The following is a 14,149-nucleotide window of genomic DNA, read 5'->3' as shown; positions in this document are numbered from 1 at the left end:
TTGTCCAACAGCCGTGCCAGTACACTCAGCCACAGCACACTATATCGAAGGAGGAGACGGCGATGATTGACGAACTCTTGGGATACGAGGGGAAGAAGTGCGTTGTTACCGGCGCATCAAGCGGCATGGGACTTGCGACCACTAAGATCCTGGCAGAGCTTGGCGCAGAGGTTTACTCGCTTGACATGCGCGAGTGCCCTGTCGAGGGGATCAAGGAGTACATAATGGTCAACCTGTCCGACCAGGCAGCAATTGACCAGGCATTCCTCAAGATCCCTGACCACATCGACTGCTACTTCGGAATAGCCGGGCTCAGCGGTCTGAAAACCGACTACGCCACCACGTTCAACTGCGATTACACGGCAAACTGGTACATTACCGAGCAGTACTTGAAGACACGCATGAGCGCTGGCGGAGCAATCATGTACGTATCGTCCACCGCCGGACTCAACTGGATGAAGTACCGGAAAGAGGAGGAGAAGGTTATATCCTCCTCGTCCTGGGATGCGGTCCAGGAGGCCATCGCGCACCTTGAGAAGTCTTCTCCTTCGACCTTCGCCTACATCTTTGCAAAGAGATGCATCAGCTACTATGCAGCGCGCCTCTCAACTGAGCTTGGCAAGAAGGGCATCCGCGTGAACACGGTGCTGCCTGGAAGTACCGATACCGGTATGAAGAGCGAGTTCCAAAAGATGGCAGGCGGCGAGCAAGCACTGCTCAAGGAGGCCGGAGCCGCGGGTCGTCTGGCCACATCACTCGAGATGGCATGGCCTATCGTATTCGTGAACTCTGCCGGGGCCAGCTTCGTGTCTGGCCTTGAGCTGAATGTCGATTATGCGGACACGCAGATGAAGGCGCTGAAGCTCAAAAAGGATATCGAGGACATTCCGGTAACAAACCCGCTGGTGCTTGCAGCCGCAAAAAGAGCCATGAGCCGGAAAGCATAACGACGCATCCACGTGGCACATGTGCAGGGGCACTGGGAAAGGGCCACGGGAACTGTGTTTGATAGCGTCTTGTTTGCTGTCGAAAACAGGCTTGCTTAAACACAGGAATCTCCGTACTCCCGCAGGCAGATGCCCTCACTCGCAGAGCCTCTTGTACGCCTTCTTGACGATGCCCGCCATGAGCACCCTCCTCTTGGCGAGGAAAACGGGGTACTCAAGGCTCTCGAAGCCGAGGGGAAGCGCGTTGTCATCGCAGGTCCTGGCATACCCCTCCTCGCCGAGCCTCTCCCTGAAGGCAGCGACGTATTCGGAAGGGGCCTGGTCGCCGATTTCGATGTTCGTATTGTAGTCGAGGTACGTGAAGTTGGCGATCTGGTTCCGGTCGCGGTCGTTGTCGTAGCCGATCTTCGTCAGGTAGCTCTTCGGGAAGATGTGGTGCTTGTCTATGGCGCCCTTCTTCCCGCTCGCCCCTATGGCGAAGTACTGGGCGAGCGGCGACGTGCTGAACAGCATGGGCGTGCCAAGGACGATGAGCGAGGCGACGTAGCCGAACCACGACGGCGAGCTGGCAGACGAACCCTCGAGGCTGCTCGGAAGGCTGTAGGTGAAGAAGTCGTCGGTGAACCTGGTCTCGATGGCAGACTCGAGATATGCCACGAAGCCGTCCGCCGTCGTGACGCCTCTCAGGTCGGCGAACTGCTTCTCGACCTCGGACTCGGTCGACCCGGTGTAGAAGCCGGTGATGGTGGACATGAAGATCCACTTGGTTATGACCTTGTTGAGCTCGAACGGCGGCACCTTGTAGTCGTACTTGCCGATGAGATAGAGGACGTAGCTGAAGACCACCGCGTTGGTGGAGGCAACGATGCTCCCCTTGAGGTATCCCGCCTTGCCGAACAGGTTGAGGAACGCATGCCAGTTGTTGAGGTTGAGCGCGAGGTCAAGCGACCTCTTGAACTTCTCGAGGTTCTCCTCGCGCGTCTTGCTCGAGGTGATGCCGGTCTTGAGATCCTTCCCCCGGAGAAGCATGTAGGCGTACTTTAGCCGGGCGCGCCTGAATCCGACTCCGACCGCAACCCGGATGAGATGCGACGGGTCGACCTCTATGATCTGGTTGTATGCGGTCCCGTTCTTGGGGACGCGTGACTCCGCGCAGAAACTGTCTATGAGCGAGTGAACCTCGTTGTCGAACACCGCGAGCAAGGTCTCGATGAAGTTCTTCTCCGTGAGTTTGGTCCCGCCCGAGTTCACGCGCACGAAGATCTCCGCCACGTCCTCCTCGTCTGCCTTCGAGTTGATCTTGAGTGTCGGCAGGGTGTATATGCCGAGGTTGAGAAGGTCGTTGAGGTTCTCCTCTACCAGATCCTCCTCCTCGTCGGTCAGTTCGGGCCGGTCGTTCCTCCTCCGGCCCTCGTTGGCCTGCCTGATGAAGGACTTGCGGAACTTGGACACGGAGTGGTTCCGGTCGGCTTCGAACACCGAGCTCACGGAGCTAATCCACTCCGTGTTCCTCTCGTATGCCTGCGTCCAGACCGCGAACTCCCTCGTGAGCGGGTTGAACGAAATTTTGATTGTCCTGTCCCTGTAGTTCTTGTCCCTTACCCGCGTCCCGTACAACGCCGCCAGCAGCGCCGTAAGCCTTTGCTGGCCGTCGATGACAAGGTCGTCCGGCTCCTTGTAAGTCTTCTCGTTGTCGCCAATATGCTTGACGTTCTCGTACTCTTCCGGCGACGACCAGAGCATGATGTAGCCGACGGGGTAGCCCTTGAGCATTGAGTCGAGGAGGTCTCTGACCTTGCTGTCGGGCCAGACGAACGGCCTCTGTAGGTCGGGCAGGCCGATCTTTCCCAGCTTCACGTCGTGGAGGAGGTCCTCGACCTTGCTGGGGATGTTATCGAACAGTTCTTTTCCCATGGCTACTCCAGCCTCCCGACCCACTGGAGTAGGTCGTCGTAGTCAGCCACCTGATGGTAGCGCACGTCGGATGTGCTCGCCTCGTCGAAGAGCCTCTCCGCACAAGCGATCTTGGCCTTCTCGACACCGGAAATCTCCATCGTGTCCATGGTGCCCTTGGTCTCAGCCACAAAGAACACGTGGCGCACGCTGCCCTTCCTGAAGGCTATCGCCCAGTCCGGCGCGTAGTTGCCTACCGGGGTGGGTATCTGGAACGCCCTTGGGAGCTTGGCGTAGACCACGACCTCGCTGGCTGCGTCCAGGTCCTCGGCGAACCTGCGCTCGCCCTGGCTGTCCGGGAACACGAAGCGCTGGACGTTCTTGCTCGCCTCGTAGGCCTTGCTCGCGTCGTCCGGCATGCGCGAGGTGAAGATGGCTGTGTCGTAGATGCGGTCCGTCTCGTGGTACTCCACGTGCTCCACGACCATCGCGGCCTTCTCGGAGAGGATGAGCCCTCCGGCACGCTTGATGAACTCCTCGGGATTCACCCGGTAGAGCGAGAAGACCTGGGGCGATATGGCGGAGAGAATCCTCGCGGCGCTCGCCCGGGTGACCTGGGCCGCTGCGGCGACCTCGCCCACCAGGTCGTAGGTGACCGCAACCGGAGCGGTTGCCTCGTCCACATCGTGGGTCTCGCTCCTCTGAGCGACGAAGGACCTCCCGCTCGCGAGCTCCTCGCGTCTCCCCTCGTCCCGCTGGGAGCCAGCGGTCATGGTGTACTGTAGCCGGCTCACCGCGAGGTCCCTGTCAATCCTCGCCACGGCCTTGCGCTCGAGCTCCGCGTCGTCGAAGGAGACGGTGTAGCTGTGCTTCCGGCTGATGCGGTCCCACAGTTCCTTGAACTCGGTCCGTCCGAAGTTCTCCTGAACGATCGCGTTCTCGGTGACCTTCTCCTGGGCGCGCTGCACCATGCCATCGAGCGCGTGCGGGTCGTAGACCCCGCGGAGGAGCGCCTCGATTGCCTTGGCGTGCGCCTCGTCGTCGAGGCCCTCGGGCAGCTCGTGCATGGCATTGGCCTGGAACTTCCCCTCCCCCACCATGGCCCGGAAGTCGTCGGAGGGGCGGTCGGCGTCGTCGAGGAAGTCGTTCTTGATGAGGTACTTGTAGATGGCCTTGGATTCCGCCGCGGAGAAGCTCACCTCCTCGCCTTCGACCTCGAGCGTCCTTCCGGTGAAGAAGTCGACCTCGACCTTCTGCGGCCTCTCGCGCAGCGTTCCCCTGATGTCGCTCTGCAGGTCCCGCACGAAGGTCTCGTAGCTCTCCGACGCGATGACCGTGAGCACGTTCACGCGCTGGACCTCGTCGGGCCCGAGGAGCTGGGCGTCCTGGCGCACGCCGTCCTGGTCAACGCAGAGGCGCATTCCGCGGCCGACCTCCTGGCGCTTGGAGGTCTCCGACCCCGACTCCTTGAGCGTGCAGATCTGGAAGATGTTGGGGTTGTCCCAGCCCTCGCGCAGGGCCGAGTGGCTGAAGACGAACCGCACGGGCTCGTCGAGCGAGAGCAGCCGCTCCTTGTCCTTGAGGATGAGGTCGTAGCCGCGCCGGGCGTCGTCGTCGTTGATGCCGATGCCCTCCGCCGCCTCGGCCTTCTTCTCGCGCTTGGACTCGACCGCGTGGCCCTTCTTGTCGATGGAGAAGTACCCGTCGTGGACCTGGTGCGCCGTGTCGCGCCTCAGGTACTCCAGGTAGCTCCGGTCCGCGAGGTCGTCCGTCGTGGGGTGCGCGAGCCTGTCCGCAACGGCGGCGGCGTACTCCTCCTCGAAGACCTTCCCGTAGCCGACGGCCGCGCCGTTGCCGGTCACGTCGCGGTACTTCGCGACCTCGTCGATGAAGAAGAGCGAGAGGCACTTGATGCCGCGGCGGAAGAGCGCCTGCTCCTTCTCGAGGTGGCTCCGGATGGTCTCGCGTATCTGCACGCGCTGCATGTCCTCGAGGGCGGAGTCGTTGTAGACGGTGCCCTCCTCGATCTCAACGCCGTTGAGGAAGCGGACGTGTCCGGGGCGGCCGTCCACGCCGGGGACGACGCCGTCGTTGCCGCCGGCGATCTGGTAGCCACGATATGCCTCGAGCCTCGTCGAGCCAGAGACGTCGTAGATGCTGTCTCCCTCCTCGAAGCGGCCCGTGGCCTTGCCTACCCTGCCTGAAGCCGACATCCTCTTGTACTCTATAACCGCCACGGGCGGCCTGTTCTTGGTAACCAGGATCTGCCGGAGGAAGAGGTAAGCGTCGGTGCCGCGCATGTTCTTGAGCTTGAAGCCCTTGACCTCGATGCGCTTCACGAGACGCTGGTTGTAGGCGTCGAGCGCGTCGAGGGAGTAGACGAGGTCGTGCCTCTCCCGGTGCGTGGCGGAGTAGCCCAGCACGAAGAGGGGCTTGAAGAGCGCGATGCCCTTCTGGGTGGCAGATCCCCTCTTTCCCATCTTCTGCGGCTCGTCCAGGATCACGATGGGGCGCATTGCGGCTATCACGTCGATGGGGCGCCTGCTCCCGAAGTCGTCGCGCTCGTCGAAGATGATGCGGGACGCCTTGTTGTTCGAGCCCTCCTTCATGGAGGTGTTGAAGGCCTGCATGTTGATGATCATGCAGGAGACGTCCGAGGACTGCGCGAAGGAGTCCAGCTCGTTCAGCCGGTCAGAGTCATAGATGAAGGCGTTGACACGCTTGCCATACTGCTCGAAGAAGTGCTGCTCGGTGGACTCGAGCGACTTCTTCACACCCTCGCGAATGGCGACGGAGGGCACGACCACAATGAACTTGCACCAACCGTAGCGCCGGTTGAGCTCCAGCATCGTCTTGGTGTAGACGTAGGTCTTGCCGGTGCCCGTCTCCATCTCCACGTCTAGGTGGCAGGCGATTCCCGCCATGTCGCGGCAGGTGGTCTCGGACTCGTCAAGCTGGTTGCGACGCTCCACGCGGCGAATGTTGGAGAGGAGCTCGGATTCCGTGAGCCTCACGGGCGCGTTGGCATAGCCTTCCTCCATGCCCTGCTGTAGGTCGCCGGCATTGAACAGTGCTCCCATGCCCCCGCGAACGGGAAGCGTACCGATATCTCGCAGGTACGCCGCCGCGCCCTGGTTGGGCTGCCCCTCGAAGACGTCGCACACGGCATCCGTCGCGTCCGTCTGGTACTGCTGCACCTTGAACTTGAGCCTCATCGTCCACCACCATCTACGACGACCACCCAGGTGCCGGCCTTTCGCGATCCCTCGCGCCTCACCAAGCCCGCCTGCTGGAGGCGTGCGAGCATGAGTGCAACGGTGCTTCTCGACAGTCCGAGCAGCTCCGCCATCCTCGCCTGAGTGATGGAAGGGTCCTCCCTGATCAGCGCAAGTAGGGCTTCCTCCTCCGAGGTGACATCCTGCCTGCCGTCCAACTTATTGTCCGATTTATTGTCTTTAATGTCTTTATTGTCCGATTTATTGTCTTTATTGTCCGAATAATTGTCCGGCGCCAGACCGCTCGAATCCGTGACGGCCCATCCATGGAGGAAGGCGGCGAACTGCTCAGCCGTCGGCCGCCACATATTCACACGTAGCATGCCGTCGATGTCCTGGAACTCGGGAGCACGCAGCCCCCTCTCCTCGAACTCGTGCATAATCCTGGGAATGCCGCTCCCCCAGCCCTCGATGAGCCCCATGTAGAGGAATGCCTGCGCCAGCGCCTCGTTGCGGGGTCGCGACTGGCCTGACAGAGCCCTGTCGAGCGAGAAGCCCCTCACGATGCCTCCCGGAGAGCTCACCTCGAGGCGATCATCGTAGAGGGCGACCTGCACCGACGAGCGCTCCACGTACGAGCGGTGCACCACCGCGTTGGTGATGGCCTCACGGACGGACCACTCCGGCAGCTCGAAGACGTCCCTTCGAACCACGCTGCCAAGGTCCGCTCCCATGTTCATCTTCTCCAGCACAAACTGGTAGGCGCCCTCCACCTGCGACATCACGTCGCCTGCAATGTCCCTCCGATCGAGAAACGTCGCACGGGAGCTGCCTTTGAACAGGGCGCACTGCAGGGGTGCCACAAGTTCCCGGTCACCCTCGAGGATAAGGAAGGCATTGGTGGGCAAGACCTCCCCGTCGCGCTCCTTCAGGATGCCCCAGGTAAGAAGCTGGCTCACCGTAGGCTTGCGGAGGGTTCCGCTCCGATTGGTGTCGGCGTGCGAGCGGGCGACTTCGTACATGCGCTCGCAGAGCGTCTCGATCCTCTCATCCGTGATTGCGAAGCCTCTGCGCACCAGGCGGTCAAATCCTTCCGGGGCGCACTCCTGCGTAAGCTCGCGTACCCAGTCAAGATCGGCATGCCGAGAGGTGGCGCCAACGCGCACGTACGTCCCGTTCTCAATTCCATCTGTCTTGATGAAGTACGGGCACTGCCTTCCGGCAGGCACATCAACGAGGATGAGACTTTTTCCGTCGACGGTCCGGAGGGTAATCTCGGGCAGCATCTGTGGCTCGATGGAGTCCATGATAGCGTTCGCGATAGCGTCCATTTCAGTGAACACCTCGTCCGCGGGTATGCCCACGACCTCACGTGTCTTGTCGTCCACCCCAAAGACCAGCGTGCCGCCACGCGCGTTGGCAAAGGCGACCACGCTCTTGAGATAGCCCTTCGCATTGGAGGATCGCCTGACCTTGTACTCGACCGTCTGGGACTCGCCCGACAGCAGTTCATCCAGACTTGCCATTACCCCACCTCATATACAATCCGACAGAGAAGACGCCAACCGCAACAGGCGGCAACGCAAGCACACGCCGACGCTATATGACCCGCCGCACGGTGTCAGGGCTGTAGGTCTTGAACAGCTCCTCGAAGTTCGCCTGCGTCGCGTCGTCCCTCATCGAGGCGTCGCGCATCACTGCGTAGTCGGGCTCCAGCTTTGCCATTTCCTCGATGGTCTCCGTCCCTACCTCCGTGTCGAAGCAGGCGACGAGGCGGTTGCCGTCGACGAGGAAGCACTCCCTGCCGCCGAGCTCCCTCTTCTCAATCCTCGCCGAGTACGGGATGCGGAACTTAGGCAGCACCTCGAAGAGCAGGTCCTCCGGGGTCCTATCGAGCTTCACGTTGTCCGCAAGCGAGAGCAGGTCCATCTGGTCCGTCTCGCCGGGTGTGCGGTAGGTGTCCTCCATGTTGGAGGAGTCTATGCGCAGCACGCGGAAGCCGATGTCTGGGACGGGCTTGGGCTCCTCCCCGAGCTTGAGCTGGCGGTTTGCCTCCTCGACCTCGGCGGCAATCTTCTTGCCGGCCCGGCGGATGCGCTCCTCGCCCACGTTGCAGAGGTTCCCCCAGCCCCCAGAGACCTCCTCGGGAAGCTGGACGAGGACGAAGCGGCGTGTACCGCCATCCTTGGCGTTCTTGCGCATGACGGCCTCCGCGGTGGTGGCGGACCCGGAGAAGAAGTCGAGGACAAGAGAATCCTCATCGCTTGCAATGGTCAGGATGCGATCGAGGAGACGAACCGGTTTTGGGGTATCGAAGGGTGCAGAGCCATCGAAAAGCTGCTTGAGATGTTTCTTCGCCTCGTCGGTATGGCCAACTTCCTCGTGAAGCCACAGATTGTCCGCGACACGGCCCCGGGATTCGTCGAGATAGCGCTTGCGACGCATTCCACCTGTTCCCCCTCCTGTAAAATACAGAAGCGGCCATGACCCTTTGTCATATCTTTCCTTTGCAAGGGTCCGCGCTTTCTCAAGTGGGGCCGACAACATCACCGCTTTCACACCAGGTCTGACCTCAGTGGTTCCAATGCCACAGACTGCGGCGCGTTTCTCTGCGTCATCGATATCACGAAGCTCGTATGGGGCCCATTCGTTGAGGATGGACAAGAGGCCGGGTTGTCCGACCCGCCAATGGGTTCCCATTGGCGGGTAAAATACATGCCCAGTAAACGGGTGCTGAATGCCATAAACCATCCCTTGATGGCTTGCCCCTCCAGCAGCGGCCGGGTTGTCCGATGCCCACAGCATGCTGTCGCCATCGGGCGACCCATAGCCTGCATTCATAGCCTCTGTCCTGGGCAAACGTTGCGGAATCCAGTTTGCAAGCTTAGAATAGACAAGGATGTGCTCGGCTACAGTTGGGATTCCTTTCGAGTCGTTCCTCGGCGAATACGTCTTCTGCCAGATGACGTCTCCAACGAAGCATCCCGCACCGAACACCTCGTCGCAAATCTTGCGGAGGTTGGCGCTCTCGTTGTCGTCGATGCTGATGAAGATGGCGCCGTTGGCGGAGAGCAGGTCGCGCGCCAGCACGAGCCTGGGGTAGATCATCGAGCACCAGTCGGAGTGGAAGCGGCCGTTTGACTCGAGGTTGGCCACGAGCCTGCCGCCCTCCTCGTCGAAGTCGGCGCTCCCCGCGTCATACTCCTCGTGGGTCTGCCTGTAGTCGTCGTCGTAGACGAAGTCGTGTCCCGTGTTGTAGGGTGGGTCGATGTAGATGAGCTTCACCTGGCCGGCGTAGGTCTCCTTGAGGAGCTTGAGCGCGTCCAGGTTGTCGCCCTCGATGTAGAGGTTCTTCGTCGTGTCCCAGTCCACGGACTTCACGGGCTCTGGCCGCATGGTCTTCCAGATGGGCTTTCTGGCTTCCGCCTTCGCGGCTGCCTTGCCTGGCCAGGTGAACTGGTAGCGCTCGCGCTGCCCCTCGGCCACGTCGCCCAGGAGGTCGCGCAGCGCATCGAAGTCCACGACGTGCTCGAGGTTGCCGTCTGCACCCTCGACCTCGGTCACCACCTCGGGGAAGAACTCCGCTATGCGCTCGACGTTCTCCTCGGTGCCGTCCGGAGTGCCGGGCTTGATCCTCTCAACCATCTATCTGCCTTCCTCGAGCTGCCTGATCTCTTCCTGCAGCGCCTTTACCTCGTCAAAGAGCCGGTTCCTGCGCGCGAACTGCTTCTCTTTCCTGTGCCTTGTCTCTACCTTGGCAAGCTGCTCCTTGAGACGCTCGATCTTCTCGTCCGTAGCATGGCGCTCCTCCACGGTCTCGCCCGCACGTCCCTCATCGCCGTAGGCCACCTGCGATGCCATGCGGTCCCAGGTCTGGTCCATGCCGATGGGGTCGAGCCCGAGTGCGAGCTTGCCGGCGTCCTGCCACTGTCCCACGACGAGGTTCCCGAGCAGCACCGCGAGGCAAGCCTTTCCGTCCCAGGTGCATGCGAACAGCAGCCTGTGCGGGTTCGAGCGGGCGATTGCCGCAAGGGCAGCCTTCGGCACCGTCGCCCCCTTGAGCGCCACCTCGAGGACGAGCACCTCCTGGACGGCATCCCCCGCGGGGATGCCGGTCGTCGAGGGCTTAATCGAGTTCCTCACGGTGAGGGACTCGATGTCGTCCACGAACGATCGCCTGGTCGCGGGGTCAAGCTGGAGGTGCTCGTAGAACGCCCTCTTCGGCAGGACCCTGTCGACCTCCGTCGTGCTCGGCAGTCCTAGCATCTTGGCCTCACCACCAGGAAGCACACGAGCTCGAAGTCGTCGAGGCCCGCCACGTCGTTCTCCAGGAAGCCGGTCGTGCCGCCGCCGAAGAAGCTGTCCACGTCCGACTCCTCCTTGGCGCCCATGATGGAGCTCACGGCGGCATTAAGGAGTCCCATTGCCCAGCGCATGTCGCGGCCGTTCTTGGTCTCTCTGTTGAAGGGCTTGTAGAGCCGCGGGTCCGGCTTGCCTCTCCCCTTGCAGAGTAGCCTCATCTCGTCAAGGACCGCCTTGGGCTCCAGGTGTGAGTGGACCACCGTCCCGTCCGAGGCGACCTGCACCACATAGAAGGGGTGGATGCGGTTCCTGCCGTCGGGGTTCACCGCCTCGTTCACGTTGCGAAGGACGAAGACGATGTCGGGCGTGTCGCCCTCGCAGACCGCCTCGATCCCGGAGGGGAGCCGGTCTATCTCGGGATTCTCCTTGTAGTAGGCAAGCAGGTCCATGCGGAACTCGTTGAGCCCCAGGTCCGTGATCGAGACCCCGCCGGAGACGTCCTCGAGGTCGACGACCTCGTGGCGCATCTGCTCGAGCTGCTGCCTGCGGTACTCGAGGTCGCCCCTCTCGTCCGGGTTCACGTAGTCGTCGTCCCCCGTTGACGCGAGCACGGTGGCCCTCATCCGCGCCTCGACCCGTTCCTTGAGGTTGATGTACTCGTCCAGCTCGACGTTGGGCCAGTAGTTGACGAGCTGGATGCAGGCGTTCCTGGAGCCGATGCGGTCGATTCGCCCGAAGCGCTGCACGATGCGCACGGGGTTCCAGTGTATGTCGTAGTTCACGAGGTAGTCGCAGTCCTGCAGGTTCTGGCCCTCGGAGATGCAGTCCGTGGCTATGAGGACGTCTATGTCGTGGCCCTCGAGCGCAGGCGAGAGCACGGCGCGCTCCTTGGAGGCGGGGCTGAAGCACTCGAGCACCTCGGCCATCCGCGCGGGGACGCCGGGGCAGTTGGTCCTGCAGCCCTGGCCCGTGACGACGGCGGTATTCAGGCCGAGCTCATTCTTCGCGAACTCGGAGACGTACTCGTAGAGGTAGCGCGCCGTGTCCGAGAACGCGGTGAAGACGATCACCTTCCTGTTGCCGGGGTTGATGGGATGCTCGGCCTTCGCCCGTATGTCCTCGCAGAGCTGCAGGAGCTTCGCGTCGTGGGCGGGATCGATGTCGTCGATCATGGAGAGCAGAAGGCGCACCGTGTCCGCGTCGCGCTCTATCTCCCCCTCCCAGCGCATCCAGTCCATGTCCTCGAGGAGGATCCCCGTGCCGCCACCGGCATCCACCACCTCCGCGTCGTCGGGGTCGAGGTCGAGCCCGACGACCGCCCCGACGTCCGAGACCGAGGCGTTCCCCTCTCTGCACTGCTTGTAGTGCTCGATGGTCCTGAGCGTCTGCTCCATGTAGGAGAGCACGCGCTCAAGCGTGAGCCGGAAGGAGCTCACGGAGCTCTCGAGCCGCTTGAGGAGGTTCGTCGTCATGAGGCGCCTGATGCCCGCCTCGCGGCCCGCGGCGGAGAGGTTGCCGCTCTCGGGGTCCTCGTACTTCCCCACCTTGCTCGGCTGCAGGAAGGCGCTTGGCATGTAGACCGAGAGCGTGAGGGAGTCCAGCTCCGCGTAGATCTCGCGGTAGTTGATGGCGCCAGGCAGCGTCGAGAGGCTGGGGTCGCGCGGGATGGGCGGGAGGCGCTTCGGGAACGGCCCGAGCGCCGCCGTGTCGTAGTACTGCTGTATGTGCCGCCTGCTGCGGGCGATCGTAACCTGGTCCAGCACCTCGAAGAAGTCGAAGTCGAGCATGTCCTGGAGCCTGGCGGTGGTCCTCTGGCCGACGGGCAGCTTGGACCACGCGGTGTAGGCACTCTGCGCATTCCTGAAGACCGTCTCCACGTCGCACGAGAGCCCGAGGCGTGCCGACCACGCCTCTGGGTCTCCCTGGTAGGCAAGCGCGAGCTGGTTCCTGAGGTCGCGGAAGCGGTTGTTGACCGGGGTGGCGGAGAGCATGAGCACCTTGGTCCTCACGCCCTGCTTGACCACCTTCTCCATGAGAGTCTGGTATCGGTTGAGCCTGTCGTCGGTGGCCGAGTCTCCGCCGTTCCTGAAGTTGTGGCTCTCGTCTATTACGACGAGGTCGTAGTTGCCCCAGTTGACGCGGGAAAGGTCGACCCCCATGGTCTCGGACATGCCGCGCTCGCGCGAGAGGTCCGTGTGGTAGAGCACGTCGTAGCGGAGCCTGTCCGAGGCGATGGGATTGTTCACGACGTTGCGGTTGTATGTTGTCCAGTTGTCCCGGAGCTTCTTGGGGCACAGCACGAGCACGTTCCTGTTGCGGGACTCGTAGTACTTTATGACCGCGAGCGCGGTGAACGTCTTTCCCAGGCCGACGGAGTCAGCGAGGATGCAGCCGTTGAAGGTCTCCAGCTTGTTGATGATCGCGATGGCGGCGTCTTTCTGGAAATCGTATAGCTTGCCCCAGATGGCGCTCTCGCGGAAGCCGGTTCCCTCCTTTGGGAGCACGTCCTCGGACACGTCGTCGAGGAACTCGCTGAAGATGCGGTAGAGGGCCATGTAGTAGACGAGCTCGGGAGGGTTCTCCTTGTACATGGCCGTGATGGAGTCAACCACCGCATCCGTCACGTCGTCGAGCCGGCCGGAGTCCCAGGCCTCATCGAAGATGTCGAGGAGGGCCCTCGACGTGGACGCGCCCGGCCTCATTACGAGCGCCTGCCTGCCCGAGGAGTTGTCCACGCCCAGCTCCGCCGTGGTCAGCCCGGAGAACGGCGTGTAGGCGGCGGTCCCCTCCGGGCCGTCCACCACGAGGAAGGTGTTGTCCATCCCCCTGTCCACGCCGAAGGAGCGGAACTTGGCCTTCCGGCGGATCCAGCGGGCGCACTCGGAGGCGACCGACTTCTGCGTCAGCTCGTTGCGGAGGCGGATTTCCAGCTGCGTCCCGCAGAGCCCCTTCTCCCGGGCGAGACGGGGGATGTAAAACTCCCGCTCCTGCTTGGGGGGCCGGCTCTTGGTGAACGCCTGCGACGTGAAGATGAAGCGGAACTCGTCGAGGCCGTCGAGCTGCTCCCTGAGCTCCTGGTAGGCGTACATCGAGAAGACCTCGGCTGCGACCGACACGCGGTCTCCGGACCTGATGGTCGAGACCAGGTCGTCCTTCACGATGCTCGCCTTGTTGTCGAAGAAGGGGGGATGCGTCATTCTTTGCTTCCCTCCGAGAGCCTCTCTATGAGGCACACCTTCACGTACGTTGTAAGGCTCATGCCCTTCAGCTCCGCCGCCTCCTTCGCCGCGTCGCGCAGGTTCCGCGGGATCCGCATGGTGACCGGGACGTTCTCCGAGCCCACGAGGAACGCCTGAATCTCGGTGGGGGTGGCGCCGGAGTCGACGAGCTCTGAGTACTTCATAGGGGCTCTCCTCGAATGCCGCATGCAGTACAAGTGCAGTCCATTCTAGCAGAGGGCTTGCAGGCTTCTAGCCCATCCCGTACACCTACGGTGGCCAGGATGGTCGGGGCGAAGGGCTCGGACAAGATGGCCAGGGATGCGGCCCCGATGGCGCAGACTTGAGTCTGTGCCACGGAACCGCCTACGCGGCCGTGACGTCCGACCGTTCTTTCTCCATACGGGGGATGTCCCGCGTGCTCATCTTGTTGAACTCTGTAGAACAAGGCCAACCCTTAAGTTGGTTCTTCTCGTCAATCCCAAAGGGATGCTCATTGGACCTAGCAGATTCTTCAGAGTCTCCGAACAAATCCTTGTTTCCGAAATTTGTGGTTGAAGCCTCGACGACTCCG

8 protein-coding genes are annotated in these 14,149 nt (G+C 62.2%); 1 reads left to right on the top strand and 7 read right to left on the bottom strand.

Translation table 11 applies throughout. The features are described from left to right. Nucleotides 1-62 precede the first annotated feature (62 nt). Nucleotides 63-947: an SDR family oxidoreductase gene (locus BMX94_RS09070; protein WP_177171401.1), complete on the top strand. Its 885-nt coding sequence runs from the start codon at nucleotides 63-65 to the stop codon at nucleotides 945-947. Between the two features lie 135 nt (nucleotides 948-1,082). Here BMX94_RS09070 and BMX94_RS09065 read toward each other — a convergent pair whose 3' ends face one another. The 7 genes from BMX94_RS09065 to BMX94_RS09035 all read right to left on the bottom strand — a co-directional run bounded on the left by BMX94_RS09065 (nucleotide 1,083) and on the right by BMX94_RS09035 (nucleotide 13,760). Further along, a complete protein-coding gene (locus BMX94_RS09065; RefSeq protein WP_091005779.1) occupies nucleotides 1,083-2,861 on the bottom strand; it encodes a GmrSD restriction endonuclease domain-containing protein in 1,779 nt (592 codons plus the stop codon). A gap of 2 nt (nucleotides 2,862-2,863) precedes the next feature. Then, nucleotides 2,864-6,055, bottom strand: coding sequence for a restriction endonuclease (locus tag BMX94_RS09060; RefSeq protein ID WP_091005777.1), 3,192 nt, complete (start codon nucleotides 6,053-6,055; stop codon nucleotides 2,864-2,866). Continuing rightward, nucleotides 6,052-7,581, bottom strand: coding sequence for an RNA-binding domain-containing protein (locus BMX94_RS09055; protein WP_091005775.1), 1,530 nt, complete (start codon nucleotides 7,579-7,581; stop codon nucleotides 6,052-6,054). The genes BMX94_RS09060 and BMX94_RS09055 overlap by 4 nt, the downstream gene beginning before the upstream one ends. 73 nt (nucleotides 7,582-7,654) lie before the next feature. Beyond that, nucleotides 7,655-9,700, bottom strand: coding sequence for a site-specific DNA-methyltransferase (locus tag BMX94_RS09050; RefSeq protein WP_091005774.1), 2,046 nt, complete (start codon nucleotides 9,698-9,700; stop codon nucleotides 7,655-7,657). Then, nucleotides 9,701-10,321, bottom strand: coding sequence for a DUF4391 domain-containing protein (locus BMX94_RS09045; RefSeq protein ID WP_091005772.1), 621 nt, complete (start codon nucleotides 10,319-10,321; stop codon nucleotides 9,701-9,703). After that, nucleotides 10,315-13,554 (bottom strand): helicase-related protein, encoded by a 3,240-nt coding sequence (locus BMX94_RS09040; protein ID WP_091005770.1) that lies wholly within the window; start codon nucleotides 13,552-13,554, stop codon nucleotides 10,315-10,317. Before BMX94_RS09040 ends, BMX94_RS09045 begins: the two co-directional genes overlap by 7 nt. Then, complete coding sequence (locus tag BMX94_RS09035) at nucleotides 13,551-13,760, bottom strand: hypothetical protein (protein ID WP_072355652.1); 210 nt, start codon at nucleotides 13,758-13,760, stop codon at nucleotides 13,551-13,553. The genes BMX94_RS09040 and BMX94_RS09035 overlap by 4 nt, the downstream gene beginning before the upstream one ends. Between the last annotated feature and the right edge of the window lie 389 nt (nucleotides 13,761-14,149).

Origin of the sequence: Olsenella sp. KH3B4, from assembly GCA_900111695.1 — a bacterium.
In the GTDB taxonomy this organism is placed as follows: Bacteria; Actinomycetota; Coriobacteriia; order Coriobacteriales; family Atopobiaceae; genus Tractidigestivibacter.
Note: the sequence above shows the minus strand (reverse complement) of the source record. Positions and strands in the feature narration are given on the sequence as shown.